The organism is Sphingobium mellinum (assembly GCF_037860795.1).
In the GTDB taxonomy this organism is placed as follows: domain Bacteria; phylum Pseudomonadota; class Alphaproteobacteria; order Sphingomonadales; family Sphingomonadaceae; genus Sphingobium; species Sphingobium mellinum.
In genome coordinates this window covers 303,300-328,802 of the sequence record NZ_JBANRK010000002.1, presented here as the reverse complement: position 1 = coordinate 328,802, position 25,503 = coordinate 303,300, and the positions used below count along the sequence as shown (strand labels likewise).

Here is a 25,503-nt window from a genome sequence, read left to right as displayed (position 1 = left end):
TGTTATGGCAGACTTCGATTACGACGTTCTGGTGATCGGCGCGGGGCCTGGTGGCTATGTTGCCGCGATCCGCGCGGCACAGTTGGGCCTAAAGACCGCCTGCGCCGAAAGCCGTGACACGTTGGGCGGCACCTGCCTCAACGTCGGCTGCATCCCGTCCAAGGCGCTGCTGCACGCGTCGGAACTATACGAGGAAGCCGCAGGCGGCGCGTTGGCCAAGCTGGGCGTCAAGATCGACAAGATGAGCCTCGACCTCAACACCATGCAGGCGCAGCGCGTCGATGCGGTGAAGGGACTGACCGGCGGCGTCGAATTTCTGTTCAAGAAGAACAAGATCGATTGGCTCAAGGGCCTGGCGAGCTTCACCGGCCCGAACACGGTGGTCGTGGACGGCAAGTCGGTGACGGCCAAGAATATCGTCATCGCCACGGGGTCATCGGTGACTCCGCTGCCGGGCGTCGAGGTCGACAATGCCGGCGGCAAGATCGTCGATTCGACGGGCGCGCTGGAACTTGGCAAGGTTCCGGGCCATCTGGTGGTTGTCGGCGGCGGCGTGATCGGCCTGGAACTCGGTTCGGTGTGGCGGCGCGTTGGCTCCAAGGTCACCGTGGTCGAATATCTCGACCAGATCCTGCCCGGCATGGACGGCGAAGTTCGTAAGGAAGCGCACAAGATCTTCAAGAAACAGGGCTTCGAATACAGGCTCGGCACTAAGGTGACAGGCGCTGAGGTCGGCAAGAAGGGCGTGACCCTGACTGTCCAGCCCGCTGCCGGTGGCGAAGCAGAGACTATCGAGGCCGATGTCGTGCTCGTGTCGATCGGTCGGCGGCCCAATACCGATGGCCTTGGTCTCGACAAAATCGGTCTGGAAGTGAACGCGCGCGGGCAGATCGAGACCGATCACGACTTCGCGACGAAGGTCCCGGGCGTGTGGGCGATCGGCGACGTGATCCCTGGCCCCATGCTGGCGCACAAGGCCGAGGATGAGGGCATTGCCGTTGCCGAGAATATCGCGGGCCTCACCGGCATCGTGAATCATGATGTGATCCCGTCGGTGGTCTACACCAAGCCCGAGATCGCCGGCGTGGGCCTGACCGAGGAAGCGGCCAGGGAAAAGGGCGCGGTCAAGGTCGGCAAGTTCCCGATGATGGCGAACAGCCGCGCGAAGACCAATCATGAGCCTGAAGGCTTCGTGAAGGTTATCGCCGACGCGGAGACGGACAAGGTGCTGGGCGTCTGGATCATCGCAACGCCCGCCGGCACGATGATCGCGCAGGCGGCGCAGGCGATGGAGTTCGGCGCGTCGAGTGAGGATATCGCCTATACCTGCCACGCCCATCCGACCCACAGCGAAGCCCTGAAGGAAGCCGCGATGGCTGTCGCGGGCAAGCCGATCCATATCTGAGCGGCTGCCGCTGCAGTGAGGAAGGGGCCGCCGACGAGCGGCCCTTTTTTCATGTCAGGCGCTCAGCGTGTGGGTCATCTTGCGGGGTGGGGCGTCAGGCGCGGACAGCGCGCGGCGGACGCAGAGCCGGTTCCGGCCGCCGGCCTTTGCCTCATACAGCGCCTCGTCCGCACGGGCGATGCAGTCATGTACTGACCGGTCGGTCCCCTGCACCGCCGACAAGCCGAAACTCGCCGTGAGCGGTCGGTCGAGGTCCAGGCGCTTTCCCATCTCCGCCGCGAACCGCAGGCGGACCTCGTTGGCGATTTCCGCTGCGTGTGCGGCATCGGTCCCGGGGAGGAACAGCACGAACTCCTCTCCGCCGAAGCGGGCAGCGAGCGCGCCCGGTGGCGCCGCCTCGTGCAGTCGCCTGGCGAGCGCGGCGATCACCTGATCTCCTCGCGCGTGGCCGAACTGATCGTTGATCGCCTTGAAATGATCGATGTCGCAGACGATCAGGCTGCCGTTCAAGTGCAGAGGGCCGAGCCCGGCAACCGCTTCGTCGAAGCCGCGCCGGTTGAGCAGGCCGGAAAGCGGGTCGACCATCGCCTCACGGCGATAGCGTGCCAGCAGGTCCACGACCTGGGTGGCCAATGCCGACAAGGCAAGGAACAGGCCGAAGATCGATGCCAGCGCCTGCATTAGATAAGCATATTCGCTGTTCGGGAAGTCATCGCCCCTCACCGTCAGAGGAACGGTGCTACCCCGCACGAGATTGTCGAGAGCCGTAAGGGCGGCGGCGGCAAACAAGGCGCGGTCAGCATGTCCGCGCAAATGTCCTTTCCCTGCGACCAGTGGCAATCCGATCAGCAGGAAGCAGCCAAAGTCCGACGCAGCCAGTTCGAGGGGCAGATTGCCAAGGGCGATCGCCGTGCCGCTGAGCAGGATTGACGTAGCCCAGATCGCCAGCCGTGCCGGAAGGAGCCATCCCGGCCGCCAGCGAAGAAGAAGCGCGTGGCCGAAAAGCAGAAAGCCCGTGGCGAACAGCAGGTCCGCGACGATGCTCCAAAGCTGCGACGGATATGCGGCATAGCCCGCCGGAACCGAAAATCCGCCGCCGATGCAGAGGAAAGCGGCGCTCCACCAACCGGCGGTTCCTCTGCCCCAACTCCACATGATGAGAAAGACGATGCTGAAGCTGGCCATCATGAAGGGCAGGAAGAAGGCGTAATTTTCTCCCATATCATGGCCCTTCATATACTTGGCGGATGTCTTGTCTGCGGCGGCGTCGCGTTCGAAAACCGTCTATAAGCAACGGCTTAACAAATACTTCCAGAATCGACGAGATGTTGGTCCGATATGGATCAATAAGTGGGGCGACAGCCGCGCTCAGTTGGTCCAGTTCTCGAGCAGAGGCACCAGTTCGTCGAAATGATGGATCACCGCGTCGGCCTCCAACTGCTCGACCGGCCCATCGAGGAAGCCGAAGCTGACGGCAATGCTGGGGATGCCCGCATTGCGGGCGCCGGCGATGTCATTGCTCGTGTCGCCCAGAAAGACGGCTCGGCCACCGCCGGCGCGGGCGATCATCTCGTGGATCGGCGCCGGGTGGGGCTTTGCAACGCCCAGCGTGTCGCCACCCACGATGCTCGCAAAGTGATCGGCCAGGCCGATCTGGTGCATCAGCGGAATGGTGAAGCGCTCCGCCTTGTTGGTGCAGACGGCAAGCTTCACGCCTGCATGTTTCAACGCGTCGATCGCTGCGATCAGGCCGGGATAGGGGACCGAGTGAATGGCGAGATTCTGCTCATAATAGTCGAGAAGGATCGGCAGAGTCCGCGCCAGCAGGTCGTCGTCAAAACCGCCCGATGCGGATAGCGCCCTTTCCAGCATGACCTTGGCGCCCTTGCCGACGAAGGGGCGAATCGCATCGACCGGGAAGGACGGTCGCCCGATCGTGCCGATGGCGTAGTTGACGGCAGCGGCCAGGTCGCCGCTGGTGTCAAGCAAGGTGCCGTCGAGGTCGAAGCCGACAATGTCGAAAGGAATGAGCGTCATGGGGCGGCTCATGCGGCCTCCACGGTGGCAAAGGCAAGTCAAACGTGGCAGAGAATGTCTGGATTCTTCAATCGCCTGTTACATAGAAAAGGATGCGTTCCGCCGTGACCGCCAGCCGTCCCCTTGCCGTCATCATCCTTGCCGCTGGGCAGGGCACGCGCATGAAATCGTCAAAGCACAAGGTCCTGCATTCTGTGGCCGGCCGCCCGATGCTGCTTCACCTGCTGGCCACCGTCGCCGTCCTTGGGCCGGAACGGCAGGTCGTGATCGTCGGCGCGGGCCGCGAGCAGGTGGAAAAGGGCGTCGCCGGAACCGGCGCCGTCATCGCCGTTCAGGAGCAGCAGCATGGCACCGGCCACGCGGTCGCGCAGGCGCATGATGCGTTGGCGGGTTTCGCTGGCGATGTTCTGATCCTCTATGGCGACGTGCCGCTGGTGCGGGCCGAAACGATGCGGGCGATGCTCGACCGGCTGAACCTGGGGGATGAGCCGCGCGCGGTCGTGCTTGGTTTCCGCCCGGAAGACGCCGCCGCCTATGGCCGCATTATCACCGATGGCCAGGGCATGATTGAAAAGATGGTCGAATATAAGGACGCCGATGCGGCAGAGCGCGCCGTAACCCTGTGCAATTCCGGGCTGATGGCGGTGCGCTCGACCGACCTGTTCGTGCTGCTCGACAAGATCGGCAATGACAATGCGGCGGGCGAATATTATCTGCCCGACATCGTCATGCTGCCCGGCGCGCAGAGCGCCGTCATCGAAACGGAGGCCTGGGAAGTCGCCGGCGTCAACAGCCGCGCCGAACTGGCCGGCCTGGAAGCTGCCTGGCAGGATCGCCGCCGGGCGGACGCTATGCGCGACGGGGTTACCTTGATTGCCCCGGAAACCGTGTTCTTTGCCTATGACACGGTGCTGGGTCGCGACGTGGTGATCGAACCCAATGTCGTGTTCGGCCCCGGAGTCACGATCGCCGACGATGTCACCATCCATGCCTTTTCCCATCTGCAGGGGGCCAGCGTCGGCAAGGGAGCGGAGATCGGCCCCTATGCCCGGCTTCGCCCCGGCGCACAGATCGGCGCCAAGGCCAAGGTCGGTAATTTCGTCGAGATCAAGAAGGCTGAACTGGGCGAGGGCGCGAAGGCCAATCACCTGTCCTATATCGGCGACGCCAGCATCGGTGCGGGCGCGAATATCGGCGCGGGCACGATCACCTGCAATTATGATGGCTTTTTCAAATATAAAACGGAAGTCGGCGCGGGCGCCTTCATCGGGTCGAACAGCGCGCTGGTGGCGCCGGTGAAGATCGGTGACGGTGCGATTGTCGGCGCGGGCAGTGTGGTGACGCAGGCGGTGGAGGCCGACGCGCTCTGCCTTGTCCGGCCCGCGCAAGAGGGCAAACCCGGTTGGGCCGCGCGGTTCCGCGCCAGGATGCAGGCACGCAAAGCGGCGCAGTGATCCGTCCTGTCTTTCGCCGCCGCTGGTTGCTCGCGCCTGCCGCGCTGCTGGTGTTCGGCATCGCTTGCTGGCTCTGGCTGATGCACAATGCGCGGGCGATGCCCGTCGTGCGTCGGCTGGATATTGCACTGCCGTTTCCGTCCGACGCTCCGCGAAGGCCCGTGACGCTCGCCTTCATGAGCGACACGCATCTTTCCGGCCCTGACAATAGCCCGACACGGATGGCGCGAATCGTGCGGCTGGTCAACGAACTGAAACCGGACCTCGTCCTGCTCGGCGGAGATTATATCGGTGATGACAAGGGCGGCGCAACCTACGGCCCGGACGACAGCATCGCACCCTTCGCCGATCTGAAACCGCCCCTTGGGGTGGTTGCCATATTGGGTAATCATGACGCGATGCGCCACGCGGGGATTGGCCGGAAGCAATGGCGCAAGCGGTTCGCGCAGATCGGCGTTCGCCTGCTCGACAACCAGGCGGAACGGCGCGGGCCGCTCGCGATCGGTGGGTTGCGCGACATCTATACGGGGAAGCCGGACATTCCCGGCACCTTACGCGCGATGGCGGCGGTCGGGGGCGCGCCGGTCATCCTGTCGCACGGTCCCGATATCTTTCCCTTGTTGCCCGATCGGCCCTCGTTGGCGCTGGTGGGCCATACCCATTGCGGACAAGTGGCACTGCCGTTCGCCGGAATCGTGTATGTGCCCTCGCGCTACCGCACACGCTATGCCTGCGGTCTGTACCGCGAGGGACGAAAGACTTTGCTGGTGTCCGGCGGCATCGGCACCAGCGGGTTGCCCATCCGTCTGCTTGCGCCGCCGGATGTCTGGCTGGTTACAATTCGTCCAGATTGAACGCGCCCCCTGTTTCTGCCCGGCTTGCCGTGGCATAGGTCGGTGAAGCGTTGGTTTTCACGCCTTTGCATGGCTTTGGGGCTCAGGATTCATGTGCGGTATCATCGGGATCATCGGTAAGGACGATGTGGCGGAGCGATTGGTGGAGGGGCTCAAGCGCCTCGAATATCGCGGCTATGACAGTGCGGGCGTGGCGACCGTGCACGACGCGACGATCGACCGCCGGCGCGCCGAAGGAAAGCTGGCCAATCTGGTCAAGGAACTGGAGCGCGCGCCGTTGCCGGGGACCATCGGCATCGCCCATACCCGCTGGGCGACCCATGGCGCGCCGACCACCAGCAACGCGCATCCGCACGCCACCAAGGAAGTGGCCTTGGTCCACAACGGCATCATCGAGAATTTCAAGGCCCTGCGCGAGGAGTTGATGGCGCGCGGCCGGGTGTTTGACAGCGAGACTGACACTGAAGTCGTTGCCCATCTGGTGAGCGAGCAGGTGGAACTGGGCGCTTCGCCGACCGAGGCGGTTCGCCAGGTGCTTCCGCGTCTGCACGGGGCATTCGCGCTCGCCATTCTGTTCCGCAGCCATCCCGACCTGTTGATCGGCGCGCGCCTCGGCTCGCCGCTGGTCGTCGGCTATGGCGATGGCGAAACCTATCTCGGCTCCGATGCGCTGGCGCTGGCGCCGCTGACGCAGCGGATCGCCTATCTGGAGGAGGGCGACTGGGTCGTCGTCACCCGCGACGGTGCGGAGATTTTCGACAAGGATAACAACCCCGTCGAGCGCCCAGTCACCATTTCGGGCGTGACCGGCGAGTTGATCTCCAAGGGCAACCACCGCCACTATATGCTCAAGGAGATCTACGAGCAGCCGGTGGTCGTCGCGCAGACGCTGAAATCCTATCTGCGCCGTATGGAGGATCAGGTATCGCTGCCGATCCCCGATTTCGACCTCGGCTCCATCCGTCGGGTGACGATCGTGGCGTGCGGCACCAGCTATTATGCCGGCATGGTCGCGAAATACTGGTTCGAACAATTCGCCCGCGTGCCCGTGGACATCGATGTGGCAAGTGAGTTCCGCTACCGCGCGCCCGTGATGGAGGATGGCGGGCTGATGATCGTCATCAGCCAGTCGGGCGAAACGGCCGATACCCTGGCCGCGCTGCGCCACGCCCGCGCTGAGGGGCAGAAGATCGCCGCCGTCGTCAATGTGCCGACCAGCACCATGGCGCGGGAGGCCGACCTGCTGTTGCCGACCAATGCCGGGCCGGAGATCGGCGTCGCCTCGACCAAGGCTTTCACTTGCCAGCTTGCTGTGCTGGCCGCCTTCGCCGCCAATCTCGCCCGTGCCAAGGGCCGGCTGGATGCCCGGGCGGAGAAGGAATTGGTCCGCCACCTGGCCGAGGCACCGGCGGCGCTGAATGCCGCGCTTGCCTATGACGAATCGATCCAGGCGATGGCGCATCTGGTCGCGGAGGCGCGGGACGTGCTTTATCTCGGGCGCGGGCCGGACTACCCGCTGGCGCTGGAGGGGGCGCTCAAGCTCAAGGAAATCAGCTATATACATGCCGAAGGATATGCGGCGGGTGAAATGAAGCATGGGCCCATCGCGCTGATCGACGACAAGGTGCCGGTGATCGTGCTGGCCCCCAGCGGTCCGCTCTTTGAAAAGACCGTCAGCAACATGCAGGAAGTGCAGGCGCGCGGCGGCAAGGTGATCCTGATATCCGATTATGACGGCGTGCAGGCGGCTGGCGACGGCTGTATCGCGACCATCACCATGCCCAAGGTGCATCCGCTGATCGCACCGATGGTCTATGCCGTCCCGGTGCAACTGCTCGCCTATCATGTCGCGGTGGCCAAGGGCACGGATGTCGACCAGCCGCGCAATCTGGCCAAGAGCGTCACTGTCGAGTGAAGGGATAGCGGTCGCGAATCCGGCGGTTGAAGAAGCCGCCCTTCGACATTGCCTTGCGCATGTCCGCGACCAGCTTCTCCGGCACGCCATAATAGCTGTAGCGTCGTCCGCTGACGAACTGCACGTCCAGCCGGTGGTGGGCGGCGTCATAGTCGAAGTGGCGGATGACCGTGGACGGCATGACAGTTATAACCCTCTGCCGATAGCGGTTGTTTCCTGTGTGCGGGAGAGGATGGCCGATGGCCAAGCAACTGGTGATCGTCGGCGGGGGCCCGGCGGGGATGATGGCCGGGCTGCTCTTTGCGCGAGCGGGCGTGCCGGTCACGGTGCTGGAAAAGCATGGCGACTTCCTGCGCGATTTTCGCGGCGATACCGTTCACCCCTCGACGCTGGAGCTGTTTCGCGAACTGGGGCTGCGTGATCGGTTGCTGGAGCGGCCCCACACGCGGATCAGCGAACTGGCTGGCCGCATCGCCGGACAGCGGATGCGGATCGCCGATTTCCGGCGCCTGCCCGTGGACAGCCGGTTCATCGCGATGATGCCGCAATGGGACTTTCTGGATTTCGTCGCCCAGGAAGCGAGTCATTATAGCGGGTTCACCCTACGCATGAACGCGGAGGCGACCGGCCTGACCCATGACCCGTCCGGCCGGATCGATGGCGTTATTCTGAAGGGTGGCGAGGTCGCGCCGGCCGCTTATGTGATCGCCGCCGACGGACGGCGATCTGTGCTACGGGAAGCGGCGGCGCTGCCGCTCAGGGATATCGGCGCGCCCATGGACGTCTTCTGGTTCCGCCTGCCCAAGCGAGCGACGGCGGACAACCAGACCATGGGCGTGTTCGAAGCCGGGCGGCTATTCGTGCTGATCGACCGGGGCGACTATTGGCAATGCGCCTACGTCTTCGCCAAGGGGCAGGCCGATGCGGTGCGCGCGCGGGGACTGCCCGCCTTCCGCGCGGAAATTACGACGCTGATGCCGGGCATGGCCGATGCGGCGGAGGGGTTGACCGATTGGGACCAGGTGAAGCTTCTGTCCGTCGCGCTCGATCGGCTGACGCGCTGGTATCGTCCCGGACTGCTGGCGATCGGTGACGCTGCTCATGCCATGTCGCCGGTGGGGGGAGTGGGCATCAACCTAGCCATCCAGGATGCGGTGGCAGCGGCGAACCTGATGGCGGGGCCGATGGCGAAGGGCGAGGATGTCGACATGATCGCGCCACGCGTTCAGCAACGCCGGCTCCTGCCCACGCGCCTCATCCAGCGGGCGCAGAAACTGGCGCATGACCGGATCATCGGCGCGCTGTTCGATCCGGATGTTCGGCTGATCGAGCCGCCTTGGCCCGTGAAGCTGCTTGATCGATACGCCTTCCTGCGCGGCATTCCGGCCCGGCTTGTGGGCCTCGGTTTTCGGCGCGAGCATATCCGTTCGCCCGATGCGGGGCGTCGGCTTTAGCTATCCTCCACCCGGCGAATTATGGCCGCCCGCCGGCACCGGGCCGCCGCTCGGCGCATGCGCGTGGTCGGGATTGCTATCCCAATCGATATGATACAGGTCGAATCGCCGATCCCGCAGGTTGCGCACGGTGCCTTCGGCGCGCGCCCAGCTCAGGTCTGCAAGGTTCACGTCCGCCATGGTGAGCGTCTCGACATTCTCGGTGGATTCCGCGGCGATGCCGTCGCGCGCAAACGGCAGGTCGCAGGGCGTCAGAATGGCACTTTGCGCATATTGGATGTCCATATTGTCGACGTTCGGCAGGTTGCCGACATTGCCCGACATCACGACATAGCATTGGTTCTCGATCGCCCGCGCCTGCGCGCAATAGCGCACCCGCATATAGCCAAGCCGACTGTCGGTGCAGAAGGGGACGAAAATGATGCGCGCGCCTTGGTCTACCAGCCGTCGGGCAAGTTCGGGAAATTCGCTGTCATAGCAGATGAGCACGCCGATCGGACCGCAGTCGGTCTGGATCACGTCGAGCGAGTCCCCGCCCTTGATGTTCCACCAGAAGGCTTCGTTTGGCGTCGGATGGATCTTTTCCTGCGTGTGGACCGACCCGTCGCGCAGTGCGACATAGGCGATATTCTGGATGTCGCCATCATCGGCGCGGGTCGGGTGGGAACCCCCGATGATGTTGATATTATACTCCAGCGCCATCCGCGTCAGTTCGCGGGTCAGGCGCGGCGTGTAGCTTGTGAGCTTGTCGATCGCTTCGAGCGGCGTCAGCCTTTTGGTTTCGAAGGAGAGCAGGGGCAGCGTGAACAGTTCCGGAAAGACGATGAAGTCGGATCTATAATCTGCTGCAACATCAACGAAATATTCGATATTCCTGACAAACGCTTCGAAATCGGAAACAGCGCGCGCCTGCAACTGGCAGGTGGCGAGCCGAACGCTTTCGACGCCGCGCGGTACGCGCATCTCCGGCGCTTCGTCGGGGTCGACATAGGGGTTGCGCCAGACGAGGTGGGCGGCGTGGCCATCCGACTGCTTGTCTTCGGGAAGATAGTTTTCCAGCACGCCGAGCGGCTCGAACTGATTCTTGAGCTGGAAGCTGATCACTTGGTCGCGCAGCTTGCCATGAGCCACCTTGTCCAGATAGTCGCTCGGGCCATCTACCCGACGCCTGGCGCGGGCGTAGCCGGGCATGCGGCCAGCGATGACGATGCCGTGCAGGTCCAGGTCCTCGGCCAGTTCCTTGCGTTCGTCATAGAGGCGCTGGCCAATGCGCAATCCGCGCAGCTTGGGATCGACCGCCATTTCATAGCCATAGAGCCACTCGCCGGCGGCACTGTGGCGCGTACCAAAGCCGTTGGCGGTGATCTCCTCCCAGTCATGGGGGGAAAAGGCCATGGTCTTGCTGACCCGCATCGTCGCGCAATAGCCCACGATCCGATTGTCATAGAGCGCGACGAAGCAGCCTGTCGGGAAATTGTTGATCTGGCCGCGCAGCGTCGCCAGCGAATAATTGGACATCCCCGGATAGACGCGCGCGATCAGCCGCTGGATGCCGCGCACGTCGGACGGGAGGGCCCGGCGAACCTCCAGGCGCTTCTGGGCTTTGGTCGTCATCGCTCGTCTCCCGCCATGGAAAAGGCGACGCCGATCTCCGGCGCCGCCTCATTCCGTTTCCGTATTGAACCGCGCAGGCGCGGATCAGTTCCGTGTCAGTTCCACTGACCCATGGCGGTTTCGAGGTTCGCACGGATCGCCTCGAAGAACTGCTCGGTGGTCATCCAGGCCTGATCCGGACCGATCAGCAGGGCGAGGTCCTTGGTCATCGCGCCGTTCTCGACCGTCTCAATGCAGACCTTCTCCAGCGTTTCGGCGAAGCGGGTGACTTCCGGCGTCTCGTCAAACTTGCCGCGATAGGCGAGGCCCTGGGTCCAGGCGAAGATCGACGCGATCGGGTTGGTCGAAGTTTGCTTGCCCTGCTGGTGCTGGCGATAGTGGCGGGTCACCGTGCCGTGTGCGGCTTCGGCCTCGACAGTCTTTCCATCGGGCGAGAGCAGCACGGACGTCATGAGGCCGAGCGAGCCGAAGCCCTGCGCCACGGTGTCCGACTGGACGTCGCCGTCATAATTCTTACAGGCCCAGACGAACTTGCCGCTCCACTTGAGGGCAGAGGCGACCATGTCGTCGATCAGGCGGTGCTCGTAGACGGCGCCCACCGCCTTGAACTGGTCTGCGAATTCATTGTCGAACACTTCCTGGAACAGGTCCTTGAAGCGTCCGTCATAGGCCTTGAGGATCGTGTTTTTGGTCGACAGATACAGCGGCCAGCCGCGACCCAGCGCGTAGTTCATGCTGGCGCGGGCGAAGTCGCGGATAGACTCGTCGAGATTATACATGCCCATCGCGACGCCGGAGCTTGGGAAGTTGAAAACCTCCTTCTCGATCTTCTCGCCATTGGTGCCATCCCACACCATGCGCAGCTTGCCGGGGCCGGGGACCAGGAAGTCGGTGGCGCGATACTGGTCGCCGAACGCATGACGGCCAATGACGATGGGATCGGTCCAGCCCGGCACCAGGCGCGGCACGTTGCGGATCACGATCGGCTCGCGGAAGACGACACCGCCCAGAATGTTGCGGATCGTGCCGTTGGGCGACTTCCACATGTCCTTGAGGCCGAATTCCTCGACGCGCGCTTCGTCAGGGGTGATCGTGGCGCACTTCACGCCGACGCCAAATTCCTTGATGGCGTTGGCGGAATCCACGGTGATCTGGTCGTTGGTTTCGTCGCGCTTTTCGATGCCGAGATCATAATATTTCAGGTCGACGTCGAGGTAGGGGAGGATGAGGCGCTCACGGATCCACTGCCAGATGATCCGCGTCATTTCGTCGCCATCAATTTCCACGACAGGATTTTTGACCTTGATCTTCGCCATGCGCCTCTTTCGCCTTCTTCGTTTCGGGTGGAATGCGCCCTGCCCTACGGAAAGTGGCGGCAATGTTCAACCGCGCATTGGGGTTCGCGATGCAATGTCAATAACGGAATAGTGGGGGTATCGGCCGTTGTCACTGCAAGTGACTGTCCCTAAAGACATGGCGATGGAAAATGATGAGATCAGCGTCGCCCTGGGCGGCAACGTGAAGTGGCGCTTCCCTTCGGTCCATGCCGAAGGGATAAAATTTGGCCTGATCGCCGTGGCGATAACGCTGCTTTTGTTCCTGGTCGGCTGGCACATACCTGCGTGGCTGATGGTGATGGTGACGATCTGGGTCTTCGCTTTCTTCCGTGATCCGGTCCGCGCCGTGCCGCAGGATGAAGGGGCGATCATCGCGCCGGCCGACGGGCTTGTGACCCTCATCCAGCGTGTGCCGCCGCCTCGGGAAATGATGGGGCCAGACGGGTTGGGGGATCAGCCGATGATCCGTGTCTCCATCTTCATGAGCGTGTTTGACGTCCACATCAATCGCACGCCGATTGGTGGCACCGTAAAGTCGGTCGTCTATATTTCCGGCAAGTTCCTGAATGCGGACCTCGACAAGGCCAGCGAAGACAATGAGCGCCAGCACATCCTGGTGGAACGCCATGACGGGGTGCGCGTGGGCTTCACCCAGATTGCGGGGCTGGTCGCGCGGCGGATCGTGCCCTTCGTCAAGCCCGGCGACCTGATCGCCGCGGGCCAGCGTATCGGCCTGATCCGTTTCGGCAGCCGCGTCGACGTCTATCTTCCGGCCGGTACAGCGCCGCGCGTGGTGCTGGGCCAGCGGACCGTCGCGGGGGAGACGATCCTGGGCCAGATCGGCGACATGCGGGTCATTTCCGGGATCCAGCAATGAGACGGCGGCGCGCCATCCCACGGGGGTTGCGCCGGGGGATCACGCTGCGGATGGTCGCGCCCAATGCCGTTACCGCCATGGCGCTCTGCTTCGGCCTGACCGGTGTGCGCTATGGCATTTCCGGCGAGTGGGAAAGGGCGGTCCTTTCGATCCTGATCGCTGGCGTACTCGATGGCCTTGATGGCCGGATCGCCCGGCTGCTGCGGGGCGAAAGCCGCTTTGGCGCGGAACTGGATTCGCTGTCTGATTCGATCGCGTTCGGCGTCGCGCCGGCCCTGATCCTCTATCTCTGGTCGCTGCATTCCATGCCGAAATTCGGCTGGATCTTCGCGCTTGCCCACGCGCTGTCCTGTGCGCTGCGGCTCGCGCGTTTCAACGCGAATATCGATGCCGACGAGCAGCCCCATAAATCCGCTGGCTTTCTTACCGGCGTGCCTGCGCCGGCGGGCGCTGGCCTTGCCTTCGTGCCGCTTTATTTGTGGCTGGTCACGGGGCAGGACATTTTTCGCGCCTGGTATGTGGTCGCCCCCTGGACCGCGTTGGCGGCCTTTCTGATGATTTCCAGCATCGCGACCTACAGCTGGTCCGCGCTGCGCCTGCGCAAACGCATCCGGCTGGAAGCCATAGCGGTGGCGGGTCTTCTCGCCGCCTTGCTGATCACAGATCCCTGGCTGACGCTGCTCGTGCTCTGCGGTGGCTACCTTGTCAGCATTCCCTTCGGCATGATGTCCTATGCCCGGGCACGCCGACAGCAGCCCTCGTCTGACGCCTGAGGATCAGGCGTAAGCCTGAGCGGGGGCAGCAGCACCGGTCTTGCCGCCATCGGTTCCGACCCGGCGCCGCACGATCCGCATCCGATAGACCGGCGCCTCCTTAGGGATCGGGTCGAACAACAGCGCCGCCGCCATCTTGTCATGATAGAGGGCGAGCATGCTCGTGATGGTGGTTGCGGCGAGCAGGAAGGCCGCAAGAAAGACAGTGGCTGCAATCACGGTGAACATGGACGCTCACTTTCCCTTTGCCGTCGAACGGCGGGTTGCCAATGGCGGTTTTAATCCGGCCGGCCGGCCTTTTGTTCCGCATGTTCACTATATGTTCTTGGGTTAGGGTCAAGTCAACCCCTTGCGCACAGTCGACTGTCGCGCTAAGGGCGCCCCCATTCCACATGGGAATCGCACATATCCGGTGCTGACGGCGTTCGCGTCCCAGTTCCTGGTTCCCAGAGGCATCAACCGGAAGGAGAAAGACCATGGCGGCTCCTGTCGTCACCATGCACCAATTGATTGAGGCTGGCGCCCATTTCGGCCACCAGACCCACCGCTGGAACCCGCGCATGAAGCCGTACATCTTCGGCGAGCGCAACGGCATCCACATCCTTGACCTCTCGCAGACCGTGCCGCTCTTCGGCCGCGCGCTCGACTTCGTGTCGGCCACCGTCGCTGCCGGCGGCAAGGTGCTGTTCGTCGGCACCAAGCGCCAGGCGCAGGATCCGATTGCCGAAGCTGCGCGCAAGTCGGGCCAGCATTTCGTCAACCATCGCTGGCTGGGCGGCATGCTCACCAACTGGAAGACCATCTCGGGCTCGATCAAGCGCCTGAAGACCCTTGAGGAAAAGCTGTCGGGCGACACCCACGGCTTCACCAAGAAGGAAGTGCTTCAGATGACCCGCGAGCGCGAGAAGCTCGAACTGTCGCTGGGCGGCATCCGCGACATGAACGGCATTCCCGATGTCATGTTCGTGATCGACGCCAACAAGGAAGAGCTGGCGATCAAGGAAGCCAACACCCTGGGCATCCCGGTCGTCGCCATCCTCGATTCGAACGTCTCGCCCGACGGGATCGCCTTCCCGGTTCCGGCGAATGACGATGCCAGCCGCGCGATTCGCCTCTATTGCGATGCCGTCGCCGCCGCTGCGACCAAGGGCAACCGTGGCGCGCAGCAGGCTTCAGGCGTCGACCTTGGCGCTCTGGACGAGCCGGAAGTCGAAGAGATCGTCGCCGCTCAGGCCTGATCCGCGGTCTTCGAACTGCAATTATGACAGGCTAGGGCGCGCTCCACCGGAACGCGCCCTAGCCTTTATCTTAACCCCCCTGTACATTTAGGAGCCGAAACATGGCCGAGATTACCGCTGCCGCCGTCAAGGAACTGCGCGACCGTTCGGGCGCCGGCATGATGGACTGCAAGAAGGCGCTCGCCGAAGCCAATGGCGACATGGAAGCAGCCGTCGACTGGCTGCGTGCCAAGGGCCTTGCCGCCGCGCAGAAGAAGTCGAGCCGCACTGCCGCTGAAGGTCTCGTGGGCGTCGCCGTCGCCGGCACGAGGGGCGTTGCCGTCGAAGTGAACAGCGAAACCGACTTCGTGGCGAAGAACGACCAGTTCCAGGATTTCGTCCGCACCGTGGCTCAGGTGGCCATCGGCAGCGGCGCGGCCGATGCCGAAGCCCTGTCGTCGCAGGCGCACCCTGCCGGCGGCACGATCGGCGAAAAGCTGGTCTCGAACATCGCCACCATCGGTGAAAACCAGAATCTGCGTCGCGTCGGCCGTGTCGAAGTGAGCCAGGGCGTCGTCGTTCCCTACGTCCACAATGCTGCCGCGCCGGGCCTGGGCAAGATCGGTGTTCTCGTCGCGCTGGAAGGCGACGCGCCCGCCGATGTGCTGGAGCCGCTGGGCAAGCAAATCGCGATGCACATCGCGGCCGCTTTCCCGCTGGCGTTGACCGCTGATGAGATCGATCCGGCGATCATCGAGCGCGAAGCGGCGATCGCGCGCGAAAAGAACGCCGACAAGATCGCCGGCAAGTCCGAGGAGATCGCGGCGAAGATCATCAATGGCCCGGTGGAGAAGTTCCGCAAGGAAAATGCTCTGCTGACCCAGGCCTTCGTGATGGACGGCAAGACCCCGGTTCAGGACGTCATCGCCGCTGCGGCCAAGGATGCCGGCAAGTCGATCACGCTCAAAAGCTATGTCCGCTTCCAGCTCGGCGAAGGCATTGAGAAGGAAACGAGCGATTTCGCCGCGGAAGTGGCTGCTGCTGCCGGCGTCTGATCGCCAGGTCTCCTTGACGTTGCATGGCGGCGCGGTTCCGATGCGAACCGCGCCGCTTCGCGTTTCAGGCGGTTGCGCGTGATCGCTTTGCGTGTCCGGTCAAGCCGGTCGTTGATTCCGACCTCAGCTGCGCGCTCGGATGAGCGGAGCGACGGCCAATCCGCTCGGCCGTTTTGCAGCCTTCTGATACGCCCTGCCGGCTGATGGATGGCCCGGCGGGAGTGACGACCCGCTGATCGGCGGTCAGGATCGTCGATGCATCTTGCCTGCGCGACGACGAACGCCCTTGGCATCGCGCCTTGGCACCTCTAATGTCCGGCCGCTTTTCCTGCCAATCAAAAGGATTCTCGCCCCGCATGACCCGGCCTGCCTTCAAGCGCATCTTGTTGAAATTATCTGGCGAAGTGCTGATGGGGCAGGGGCAGTTCGGCATAGAGCCGGAAACGGTGAACCGCGTCGCTACTGAAATCGCGGCGGCAAAGGATGCCGGCTTTGAACTGTGCGTTGTCGTGGGCGGGGGCAATATTTTCCGTGGCCTTGCCGGCGCGGCCAAGGGGTTCGACCGGGCGAGCGCCGACTATATGGGGATGCTCGCCACCGTGATGAATGCCCTGGCGGTGCAGAACGCGCTGGAAAAGCTGGGCTACGATACCCGGGTCCAGTCGGCGATCCCGATGGCGACGGTGTGCGAGCCCTATATCCGGCGCAAGGCCGTGCGGCACATGGAAAAGGGCCGGATCGTTATCTTCGCGGCCGGCACCGGCAGTCCCTTCTTCACCACGGACACCACTGCGGCGCTGCGGGCGGCGGAAATGAACTGCGACGCCCTGTTCAAGGGGACGAGCGTCGATGGCATCTACAATGCCGATCCCAAGAAGGTGGTGGATGCGGCTCGCTATGACGAGATCAGTTTTGACAAGGTGCTGAACGACAATCTTAAGGTCATGGACGCAAGCGCCATTGCACTCTGCCGCGAAAACAATATTCCCATCGTGGTGTTCAACATCCGCGAAACCGGCAATCTGGCCAAGGTGCTGGCAGGCGACGGCGTCGCGACGATCGTGCAAAATCAGGAGCGCTGAAATTACCATGGCCCAATATGACAAAGCGGATCTGGAACGCCGGATGCACGGCGCGGTCGAATCGCTGAAGGGCGATCTGTCCGGCCTGCGTACCGGACGCGCCCATATTCAGCTGCTCGATCCGGTGACGGTCGAGGTCTATGGCGCGCACATGCCGCTCAACCAGGTGGCGACTGTGTCCGCGCCCGAACCGCGCATGCTCTCCGTACAGGTCTGGGACAAGGGCAATGTCGGCCCGGTCGACAAGGCGATCCGTTCGGCGGGCCTTGGCCTCAACCCGATCGTCGATGGCCAGACGCTCCGCCTGCCGATCCCCGATCTGACCGAGGAACGGCGCAAGGAACTGGCCAAGCTCGCCAGCAAATACGCCGAAAGCGCGCGCGTTGCCGTGCGCAATGTCCGCCGCGACGGCATGGACAGCCTGAAGGCGGACGAAAAGAAGGGCGAGATCAGCGAGGACGAGCGCAAGCGCAAGGAAACCGAGGTGCAGAAGCTGACCGACAGCACCATCGCCGACATCGATGCTGCGGCCGCGGCCAAGGAAAAGGAAATTCTCGGCCACTGAGCCGGGATCCCGCCGCCTGTGCCCATCGCGCGCGCTTCACTCTGATGGCCACTCAAGCCAAGTCCGACCCTGCCCATGGTGCGCCGCCCCATGGCGCCCGCCATGTCGCCATCATCATGGACGGCAATGGGCGCTGGGCGAAGAAGCGCTTCCTTCCCCGGATCGCCGGCCATCGCGCCGGGGTGGAAGCGGTTCGCCGTGTCGCCCGCGCGGCGCGCGATCTGGGTCTGGAATGCCTTACGCTTTATGCCTTCTCCTCGGAAAACTGGAAGCGCCCGGCCAGCGAGGTCGCTGACCTGATGGCATTGCTCAGGCATTTCATCCAGTCTGACCTGGATGAATTCCATGCCAATGGCGTGCGTCTGCGAGTGATCGGCAATTATCGCGTGCTCGACCCCGCACTGGTGGACATGATTGACGGCGCGGTCGCGCGCACTGCGGCCAATAGCGGGCCGATTATCGCCATTGCGCTGAATTACGGCGCGCAGGATGAACTGGTCCGCGCCGCGCAAAGGATCGCCGCTCGCGTTGTCGCCGGCGAGATTGAGGTCCAGAACATCGAGTTGGGCGATGTGGAGGCGGAGCTCGATACTGCCGATCTGCCCCCCCTCGATCTGCTCATCCGCACCTCGGGCGAACAGCGGCTCAGCAATTTCATGCTGTGGCAGGCTGCCTATGCGGAACTCTACTTCACAGATATGCTTTGGCCCGACTTCGACGCGCGGGCGCTGGCGAGCGCGCTTGACGCGTTTCGCCTCAGGGACCGCCGCTTCGGCGGCCTGTGATCGTGGTGGGCAGCGAACTTCGCAAGCGCACCATCGTCGGTATCGCGCTTGTCCTGCTGGCCTCGGTCGCGCTCTATTTCGGCGGTTTCCCCTTCTGGCTGCTGCTGGTGGTGGCGGGCGTGCTGATGCAGGGGGAGTGGGGCGACCTCGCCGGCGTTACGCCCGACCATCGGCGTCTTGCGATGTTTGCCGTTTCGGTGCCGCTGGCACTGCTCTGCCCGCTCGCGGCGGGCGTTTCCTGGGTGGTGTTCACGGCGATGGTCACCGCCTTTTTCTTCGTCGCGCTGGTGACGCGGTCAATCAGGCTGGCACTGGGCGTCCCCTATATCTGCCTGCCCGTGATGGCGCTTCTGTTCCTGCGGGAACAGCCGCCCGGCAGCTTCGGCCTTCTGCTCGCCTTCTGGGCGCTGTCCCTCGTGTGGGCCACCGACATAGGCGCCTATTTCGCTGGCCGCGCGATTGGCGGTCCCAAGCTTGCTCCGCGGATCAGCCCGTCCAAGACATGGGCAGGCCTGGCCGGCGGCGTGCTGGCCGCGCTCGTGCTCGGCTTCCTGCTGCACCGCGTCGCCGGCTTGCCGATCCAACTGGCGGCCGCCAGCGGTCTGCTCGCCGTGGCGGCTCAACTTGGCGACCTTCTGGAAAGCCACATGAAAAGGCGGGCTGGTGTAAAGGATAGCGGAACGCTGCTACCCGGTCATGGCGGCGTCATGGACCGGCTGGACGGCGTGGTTGCTGCCGCGCCGCTGGCCGCTCTCCTCTATCTCTTTCTGGTGCTCCCCTGATGCGCAAGGTCTCCATCTTCGGCGCGACCGGTTCGGTAGGCATGTCCACGCTGGACCTCATTCAGCGTGAGCCTGACAAGTATGAAGTGGTGGCACTGACGGCCCATGGCGATGTCGCCGGCCTGGCCGCCGCTGCCCGCAAATGTGGCGCCCGCATCGCCGTCATCGGCAATCCCAAGCGCTATGAGGCGCTGAAGGATGCGTTGCGCGGTTCGGGGGTCGAGGTCGCGGCCGGCGAGCAGGCGCTGGTCGATGCCGCACAGGCTGGCGCGGATTGGAGCATGGCCGCGATCGTTGGTTGCGCCGGCCTTCGCCCGACCATGGCCGCGCTCAAGAACGGTGGCACCGTCGCGCTCGCCAATAAGGAATCGCTTGTCTCGGCCGGCGCGCTGATGATGGATGCCGCCGCCCGGTCGGGCGCTACGCTACTTCCCGTAGACAGTGAGCATAACGCTATTTTTCAGTGCCTTGCTGGAAGTCATTTGGAAGATGTGTCAAGAATTATCCTGACCGCCAGCGGCGGTCCATTCCGCACCCGCAGCCGGGAGGAGATGCGCACCATCACCCCGGCGCAGGCGGTGGCGCACCCCAATTGGTCGATGGGCGCGAAGATCAGCGTCGACAGCGCGACGATGATGAACAAAGGCTTGGAATTTATCGAGGCCGCCCATCTCTTCCCTGTCGGTCTCGACCGCATCGAGATACTGGTTCATCCCCAGTCGATCATCCATTCCATGGTTGAATATCGTGATCGTTCGACGCTGGCGCAGCTCGGTTCGCCTGATATGCGCATCCCCATCGCCAGCACGCTTGCATGGCCGCAGCGGATGGGCACGCCCTGTCAGCCACTGGACCTCGCGAAGGTTGGTCGCCTCGACTTCGAAGCCCCTGATCCCGAACGCTTTCCAGCGCTTCGTCTGGCGCGCCACGCGGCCGAGCAGGGGGGCGCGGCGCCGGCGATCCTCAACGCCGCCAATGAGATCGCCGTGGCCGCTTTCCTCGCAGGCGCGATCGGCTTCCTTGATATCGCCATGATTGTGGAGGATGTCCTGAACCGCTATAGCGCGCCTGTGCCGGACGGGATCGACGATGTGCTGGAAGCGGATGCGAAGGCGCGGATCCTGGCGGGCGAAGTGATGGAAAGATTGACTGCTTGATCCAGAATCCCGGGTTCTTTCTGACCGTCCTGGCCTTTGTCGCGGTCATAGGGCCGCTCGTCTTCGTGCATGAACTGGGCCACTATCTGGTGGGCCGCTGGTGCGGTGTGAAGGCGGAGGCTTTCTCGATCGGCTTCGGCCCGGAGATCGCCGCCTGGGTGGACCGGCGCGGCACGCGCTGGCGCATCGGCGCGCTCCCGCTGGGCGGCTATGTCCGGTTCAAGGGGGACATGAACGCTGCCAGCCAGTCAGACCCCGCTTGGCTGGAATTGCCCGCCGCCGAACGCGCGCAGAGCTTCCCGGCCAAGCCGTTGTGGCAGCGCGCCGCTATCGTCGCGGCCGGACCCGCGATCAATTTCCTCTTCGCCATCGTCATTCTCGCAACCTTCGCCTTCGTTCATGGCGAAAGCCGTACGCCCGCCGTCGCGGGGCAGGTGCAGCCGGGGAGCGCCGCCGCTGCTGCCGGCATCCAGGCGGGTGATCGCATCGTTTCGATCAACGGGCGCGAGATGGCGACCTTCGATGATATCCGCCTGTTCGCTCAGATCCGTCCGGGCGAGCCTGTCACGATCCTGCTCGACCGCAAGGGCCGGCAGGTCGAAAAGCAAGGGCGCATCGGATCGGTCGAAGAAGGGGACGGCTTCGGCAACAGCTTCCGCATCGGTCGCTTGGGTATCGCGCCGGGCGAGCCGGTGATCGAGCCCGTCAGCCTCTGGCGCGCGCCTGTCGTAGCTGTTCAGCATACCGGCCGTATCGTCCGCACCATGGTGGAAACGCTGGGCCAGATAATGGGGGGCGGCCGTTCGCTCAAGGAACTGGGCGGGCCGCTGAAGATCGCCGAAGTGTCGGGCCAGGCTGCGACGCTGGGGCTGGAAAGCTTCGTCTTCTTCATGGCGCTCATCTCTATTAACTTGGGGTTCATCAACCTCTTGCCAATCCCCATGCTGGATGGTGGCCATCTGCTGTTCTACGCAGTGGAGGCGGTCCAACGCCGGCCGGTCAGTCCTCGGGTGCAGGAATGGGCCTATCGCTCGGGCCTTGCGGTCCTTTTGGCGATGATGATGCTCGTGACGTTCAACGATTTATCTTCTTTCGGTCTGTGGGAGCGCCTCTCCGGCTTGATCGGCTGAGCCGTATCGGGCAGGGAGGCGCGATTTGGCGTCGTCTTCCGGCGTGAATGAACATTGCTTCTTTGTAAAAGGGTGAGCGGGTGACAGCGATGATGAGCAGCAACAGACAGCGCCCGGTTGTCGCGGCCCTTTTGGCGACGACCATGATCGCTGGCATGTCGGCTGTGCCGGCGGCGGCGCAGGACGCGCCTGCGCCTGCCGCTGCGCCGGTGGTCCCCGCCGTGGCGCCTGCCGCCGGCATTGTCCGCAGCATCGCGGTCGCGGGCCAGCAGCGGCTCGAACCCGATACGGTACTGTCCTATACGAAGCTGCGCACCGGCCAGGCCTTCACCCAGGAATCGCTCGACCAGGCCCTGCGCGACCTTTACGAAACCGAACTGTTCGCCGACGTCCAGATCCGCAACGATAATGGCGCCCTCACCATCGAGGTGAAGGAAAATCCGGTCATCAACCGCATCGTGCTGGAAGGCAACAAGCGGCTGAAGGAAGAGAAGATCCGGCCGGAGATCAAGCTCGCTCCGCGCCAGATCTATACCCGCTCGAAGGTTCGTGCGGACGTCGCCCGCATTATCGAACTCTATCGCCGGCAGGGCCGCTTCGCCGCCACGGTCGAGCCCAAGATGGTGCAACTCGACCAGAACCGCGTCGACATTGTCTTCGAAATCACCGAAGGGCCCAAGTCCAAGGTCCGCCAGATCAACGTCATCGGCAATGACAAATTCAGCGACAGTGAACTGCGTAGCCAGATGGTGACCAAGCAGTCGCGCTGGTTCCGCATCTTTTCTTCAGGGACCAGCTACGATCCCGATCGCCTCGCCTATGACCAGCAGAAGCTACGGCAATTCTACCTGACCGAAGGCTATGCCGATTTCCGGGTGATTTCGGCAGTCGCGGAACTGACGCCGGACAAGCAGGACTTCATCATCACCTATGTGGTGGAAGAAGGGAAGCGCTACAAATTCGGCGACGTAAAGGTCGAATCGGACATTCGCGACCTGTCGGGCGCCGCGCTCACCAAGACGCTGCCGATGAAGAAAGGCGACTGGTACAACGCCAAGAAGGTCGAGGATACGGTCGACACGTTGAGCGAGACCGCGGGCCTGTTCGGCTATGCCTTTGCGGACGTCCAGCCGGACTTCAACCGCGACAAGGACAGTTTGACGATGGGGATCAATTTCCGCATCGGCAATGCGCCCCGCGTCTATGTCGAACGCGTCGACATCAACGGCAATACGCTGACCCAGGACAAGGTGGTTCGCCGCGAGTTCCGCCTGGCGGAAGGCGACGCCTTCAACAGCTTCCTCGTCAAGCGGTCGAAGGACCGCATCAATTCGCTCGGCTTCTTCCAGGAAAAGCTCGACATCGAACAGAAGCCGGGTTCGGCGCCCGACCGGATCGTGCTGGAAACCAATGTCCAGGAAAAGTCGACCGGCGAGTTGTCGCTTTCGGCCGGCTTCTCCAGCCTTGAACGCTTCATCGTCTCGGCCTCCATCACCCAACGCAACTTCCGCGGCAAGGGCCAGGAATTGCGGGCGAGCGTCAATTATTCCAGCTATTCCAAATCCGTCGAGCTGGGCTTTACCGAACCCTATTTCATGGACAAGAATATCGCGCTGGGCGGCGACATCTATCGCCGCGACCTGAACAGCTTCCGCTATCTCAACAATAACGACCGCGACACGACTTACAAGCAGGCGACGACCGGGTTCCAGATCCGCGCCGGCGTGCCGATCACCGAATATATGTCGCTGGCGCTGCGTTACAGTCTCAACCTGGACAATGTGACGCTGGACAAGAACACCTATTACACCAATGGCGTCTGTGACCCCATTCTGGCGGGCCGCTATCTTTGCGACGCTATCGGCAAGCGGACGACGTCCTCGATCGGCTATTCACTGATCTACGACAATCGCGACAACCGCATCCGCCCGACGCGCGGTAACAACGTGGTCCTCAGCCAGGATTTCGCGGGCCTGGGCGGCAGCGTCAAATATATCCGTACGCGTCTTAACGGGGCCAAATATTGGCCGGTGGGCGGCGGCTTCATTTTCTCGCTGTCGGGAGAAGGCGGCTATATTCACTCGCTGGAGGGTGAGCGGACCGATGATGCGGGCACTCCGGTCGACAAGATCAGGCTGACCGACCGCTTCTTCCTGGGCAATCCGCAAATTCGTGGCTTCGATATCCGCGGTGTCGGCCCTCGAGTGGTCCGTCGCTATTACACCACGACACCCAACGGAACCGATGCGGCTGGCAACCCGCTATTTGCCGGCACACTCGGCACCGGCAGCAACAATCGGACCGACGACGCCTTGGGCGGCCGCATCTATTATCTCGCCCATGCGGAGATGGAAATTCCGCTGGGCTCCGGCGCGCGGGAGATGGGCTTGCGCCCGTCCGTGTTTGTCGACGCTGGCGCCGTGGGCGGGCTGAAAAATCCCTCGCTGATCGGCGGCGCAGTGGGCTTCCCGGGCTTCTGTACCTCCAGCACGAACACCGCCGCGCCCCGGACGAACGCCAGTGGGACGCCCGCTGCGCCCGTTTGCCCGTCGGGTTACGACACGGTCAGCAGTGGCTTTGTGGAAGAATATCTAGGCGACACGCTCAAGCCGCGCGTGTCCGTGGGCTTTGGCGTCAACTGGAACTCGCCCTTCGGGCCGTTCCGCATCGACATCGCCAAGGCCCTGCTCAAGGAACCAGGGGACGACACTCAGCTCATCAGCTTTAACGTAGGGACACAATTCTAATGAGGATGATTTTTAAGGCCGCAGCGCTGGCTCTGGCGCCCATGACAGCCATCGCGCTTTCCAGCGTGCCGGCCGCCGCCCAGTCTAAGGCTGGGATCGCCGTCGTCGACTTGCAGCGCGCCGTCGCGACCAGCTCGGCCTACAGCACCGCGCGTAGCCAGATCCAGACGACCTACAAAGCGCAGATCGACAGCTTCACCACGCGCAAGAATGCCATCGATGCGGATCTCAAGGCCAAGGGCACCGCGCTCGAAGCCGCGATGAAGGCGGCCGGTAACAAGCCGACGCCCGCGATCCAGGCGCAGTATGAAGCCTATCAGAAGGCCGGGCAGAACGGTCAGGCCGAATTGCAGCGTATGGGCCAACCGATCGCGCTCGCCAATGCCTATGTCGAGGAGCAGATTTCGGCCAAGCTTTCGGACGCGCTCAAGTCCGCGATGACCAAGGCGAAGGTCGACCTGATCCTGGCCCCCGACGCCACCGTGTCTTACCAGCCGACGGTCGACATCACGCAGCAGGTCGTGACGGAACTCAACACGCTGGTGCCCAGCGTTGGCATCATCCCGCCGGCCGGATGGCAGCCTGGCGCCAACCGCGGCGAGGCTCCGATGCCGGCCGCCGCGGCGCCTGCCAACCCGTCGCAACAGCCGACTTCGCGCTGATCGCACGCCTATGACGGGTGAAGTCGACGCGGCACCCGCCGCCATGGGACCCATGGATATCCGTGGGGTCATGGCGGCCCTGCCGCACCGCTATCCGATGCTGCTCGTCGACCGCGTGGTCTCGCTCGTTCCCAACGAGACGATCCACGCGGTCAAGGCCGTGTCGATCAATGAGAGCTTCTTCCAGGGGCATTTCCCCGGTCGGCCGATCATGCCGGGTGTGCTTATCGTCGAAGCGCTGGCGCAGGCTGCCGGTGTGCTGACGGTCGAGACGATGAACCTGCGAGGGTCTGGCAAGCTCGTCTACTTCATGAGCATCGACGGCGCCAAGTTCCGCAATCCCGTGGAACCGGGCTGTCTGGTCGACCTGCATGTGGAACTGGTGCAAATTCGCGGACGGGTCTGCAAGTTCACCGGCAAGGCGATGGTCGACGGCAAATTGTGCGCAGAGGCCCAATTTGTCGCGATGATCGCAGATCCGCCGGTCGATTGATGCAGCGGGGAAGGTCGGGGCCTTCCCCCTTGCAATCGCCTGCGAACCCATGTAACCGCGCGCCTTCGCAGATATTCGCATCCACGGCCGGTCGGAAACCGGCCATTA

24 protein-coding genes are annotated in these 25,503 nt (G+C 63.5%); 18 read left to right on the top strand and 6 right to left on the bottom strand.

Annotated features, from left to right (window positions below; all coding sequences use genetic code 11):
* Positions 1 to 4 precede the first annotated feature (4 nt).
* Positions 5 to 1,405, top strand: a complete 1,401-nt coding sequence (gene lpdA / locus AAC640_RS05970) for a dihydrolipoyl dehydrogenase (protein ID WP_340265179.1) — start codon at positions 5 to 7, stop codon at positions 1,403 to 1,405.
* A gap of 54 nt (positions 1,406 to 1,459) precedes the next feature.
* Here the strand turns inward: lpdA and AAC640_RS05965 are convergent, their stop codons facing one another.
* Positions 1,460 to 2,641 (bottom strand): GGDEF domain-containing protein, encoded by a 1,182-nt coding sequence (locus AAC640_RS05965; protein ID WP_340265178.1) that lies wholly within the window; start codon positions 2,639 to 2,641, stop codon positions 1,460 to 1,462.
* A gap of 132 nt (positions 2,642 to 2,773) precedes the next feature.
* Positions 2,774 to 3,442: an HAD family hydrolase gene (locus AAC640_RS05960; protein ID WP_340265364.1), complete on the bottom strand. Its 669-nt coding sequence runs from the start codon at positions 3,440 to 3,442 to the stop codon at positions 2,774 to 2,776.
* Between the two features lie 161 nt (positions 3,443 to 3,603).
* Here AAC640_RS05960 and glmU point away from each other — a divergent pair, with 161 nt between their 5' ends.
* The 3 genes from glmU to glmS all read left to right on the top strand — a co-directional run bounded on the left by glmU (position 3,604) and on the right by glmS (position 7,665).
* On the top strand, positions 3,604 to 4,896 hold the full coding sequence (gene glmU / locus AAC640_RS05955; protein ID WP_340265363.1) for a bifunctional UDP-N-acetylglucosamine diphosphorylase/glucosamine-1-phosphate N-acetyltransferase GlmU: 1,293 nt from the start codon (positions 3,604 to 3,606) through the stop codon (positions 4,894 to 4,896).
* Positions 4,896 to 5,750 carry a metallophosphoesterase gene (locus tag AAC640_RS05950; RefSeq protein WP_340265362.1) on the top strand — a complete coding sequence of 285 codons (855 nt, stop codon included), beginning with the start codon at positions 4,896 to 4,898 and terminating at the stop codon, positions 5,748 to 5,750. Before glmU ends, AAC640_RS05950 begins: the two co-directional genes overlap by 1 nt.
* Before the next feature lie 91 nt (positions 5,751 to 5,841).
* The gene (gene glmS / locus AAC640_RS05945; protein ID WP_340265177.1) at positions 5,842 to 7,665 is read left to right on the top strand and encodes a glutamine--fructose-6-phosphate transaminase (isomerizing); all 1,824 of its coding nucleotides are present in this window, start codon (positions 5,842 to 5,844) and stop codon (positions 7,663 to 7,665) included.
* On the opposite strand, the gene AAC640_RS05940 is transcribed toward glmS, so the two are convergent.
* Positions 7,652 to 7,846, bottom strand: coding sequence for a KTSC domain-containing protein (locus AAC640_RS05940; protein ID WP_340265176.1), 195 nt, complete (start codon positions 7,844 to 7,846; stop codon positions 7,652 to 7,654). The genes glmS and AAC640_RS05940 overlap by 14 nt on opposite strands.
* A gap of 58 nt (positions 7,847 to 7,904) precedes the next feature.
* On the opposite strand from AAC640_RS05940, the gene AAC640_RS05935 reads away from it, so the two are divergent.
* Entirely contained in the window at positions 7,905 to 9,119 is a 1,215-nt protein-coding gene (locus tag AAC640_RS05935) for an FAD-dependent oxidoreductase (protein ID WP_340265175.1), read from the top strand.
* On the opposite strand, the gene AAC640_RS05930 is transcribed toward AAC640_RS05935, so the two are convergent.
* Both AAC640_RS05930 and AAC640_RS05925 read right to left on the bottom strand, forming a co-directional pair.
* Positions 9,120 to 10,733 (bottom strand): GNAT family N-acetyltransferase, encoded by a 1,614-nt coding sequence (locus AAC640_RS05930; RefSeq protein ID WP_340265174.1) that lies wholly within the window; start codon positions 10,731 to 10,733, stop codon positions 9,120 to 9,122.
* Positions 10,734 to 10,828: 95 nt separating this feature from the next.
* Positions 10,829 to 12,049 (bottom strand): NADP-dependent isocitrate dehydrogenase, encoded by a 1,221-nt coding sequence (locus tag AAC640_RS05925; protein WP_340265173.1) that lies wholly within the window; start codon positions 12,047 to 12,049, stop codon positions 10,829 to 10,831.
* A 163-nt stretch (positions 12,050 to 12,212) separates the two neighbouring features.
* On the opposite strand from AAC640_RS05925, the gene AAC640_RS05920 reads away from it, so the two are divergent.
* On the top strand, positions 12,213 to 12,947 hold the full coding sequence (locus tag AAC640_RS05920) for a phosphatidylserine decarboxylase (RefSeq protein WP_340265172.1): 735 nt from the start codon (positions 12,213 to 12,215) through the stop codon (positions 12,945 to 12,947).
* Entirely contained in the window at positions 12,944 to 13,720 is a 777-nt protein-coding gene (locus tag AAC640_RS05915; RefSeq protein ID WP_340265171.1) for a CDP-alcohol phosphatidyltransferase family protein, read from the top strand. Before AAC640_RS05920 ends, AAC640_RS05915 begins: the two co-directional genes overlap by 4 nt.
* Before the next feature lie 3 nt (positions 13,721 to 13,723).
* Here AAC640_RS05915 and AAC640_RS05910 read toward each other — a convergent pair whose 3' ends face one another.
* The gene (locus tag AAC640_RS05910) at positions 13,724 to 13,948 is read right to left on the bottom strand and encodes a hypothetical protein (RefSeq protein WP_340265170.1); all 225 of its coding nucleotides are present in this window, start codon (positions 13,946 to 13,948) and stop codon (positions 13,724 to 13,726) included.
* A gap of 248 nt (positions 13,949 to 14,196) precedes the next feature.
* On the opposite strand from AAC640_RS05910, the gene rpsB reads away from it, so the two are divergent.
* The 11 genes from rpsB to fabZ all read left to right on the top strand — a co-directional run bounded on the left by rpsB (position 14,197) and on the right by fabZ (position 25,395).
* Positions 14,197 to 14,958 carry a 30S ribosomal protein S2 gene (gene rpsB, locus AAC640_RS05905; RefSeq protein WP_340265169.1) on the top strand — a complete coding sequence of 254 codons (762 nt, stop codon included), beginning with the start codon at positions 14,197 to 14,199 and terminating at the stop codon, positions 14,956 to 14,958.
* Between the two features lie 101 nt (positions 14,959 to 15,059).
* Complete coding sequence (gene tsf, locus AAC640_RS05900) at positions 15,060 to 15,992, top strand: translation elongation factor Ts (RefSeq protein WP_340265168.1); 933 nt, start codon at positions 15,060 to 15,062, stop codon at positions 15,990 to 15,992.
* A gap of 356 nt (positions 15,993 to 16,348) precedes the next feature.
* Positions 16,349 to 17,074, top strand: coding sequence for a UMP kinase (pyrH, locus tag AAC640_RS05895; RefSeq protein WP_340265167.1), 726 nt, complete (start codon positions 16,349 to 16,351; stop codon positions 17,072 to 17,074).
* 7 nt (positions 17,075 to 17,081) lie between these two features.
* Positions 17,082 to 17,639 carry a ribosome recycling factor gene (frr, locus tag AAC640_RS05890; protein WP_340265166.1) on the top strand — a complete coding sequence of 186 codons (558 nt, stop codon included), beginning with the start codon at positions 17,082 to 17,084 and terminating at the stop codon, positions 17,637 to 17,639.
* 44 nt (positions 17,640 to 17,683) lie between these two features.
* On the top strand, positions 17,684 to 18,424 hold the full coding sequence (gene uppS, locus AAC640_RS05885; RefSeq protein WP_340265165.1) for a polyprenyl diphosphate synthase: 741 nt from the start codon (positions 17,684 to 17,686) through the stop codon (positions 18,422 to 18,424).
* Between the two features lie 5 nt (positions 18,425 to 18,429).
* Positions 18,430 to 19,206 (top strand): phosphatidate cytidylyltransferase, encoded by a 777-nt coding sequence (locus tag AAC640_RS05880; RefSeq protein WP_422794958.1) that lies wholly within the window; start codon positions 18,430 to 18,432, stop codon positions 19,204 to 19,206.
* A complete protein-coding gene (locus tag AAC640_RS05875) occupies positions 19,206 to 20,363 on the top strand; it encodes a 1-deoxy-D-xylulose-5-phosphate reductoisomerase (RefSeq protein WP_340265163.1) in 1,158 nt (385 codons plus the stop codon). Before AAC640_RS05880 ends, AAC640_RS05875 begins: the two co-directional genes overlap by 1 nt.
* Positions 20,360 to 21,493, top strand: a complete 1,134-nt coding sequence (rseP, locus tag AAC640_RS05870) for an RIP metalloprotease RseP (protein ID WP_340265162.1) — start codon at positions 20,360 to 20,362, stop codon at positions 21,491 to 21,493. Before AAC640_RS05875 ends, rseP begins: the two co-directional genes overlap by 4 nt.
* Positions 21,494 to 21,582: 89 nt before the next feature.
* On the top strand, positions 21,583 to 24,240 hold the full coding sequence (bamA, locus tag AAC640_RS05865; RefSeq protein WP_340265361.1) for an outer membrane protein assembly factor BamA: 2,658 nt from the start codon (positions 21,583 to 21,585) through the stop codon (positions 24,238 to 24,240).
* A complete protein-coding gene (locus tag AAC640_RS05860; protein WP_340265161.1) occupies positions 24,240 to 24,902 on the top strand; it encodes an OmpH/Skp family outer membrane protein in 663 nt (220 codons plus the stop codon). Before bamA ends, AAC640_RS05860 begins: the two co-directional genes overlap by 1 nt.
* Positions 24,903 to 24,912: 10 nt before the next feature.
* Positions 24,913 to 25,395, top strand: a complete 483-nt coding sequence (gene fabZ, locus AAC640_RS05855) for a 3-hydroxyacyl-ACP dehydratase FabZ (RefSeq protein WP_340265160.1) — start codon at positions 24,913 to 24,915, stop codon at positions 25,393 to 25,395.
* The last annotated feature ends 108 nt before the right edge of the window (positions 25,396 to 25,503 follow it).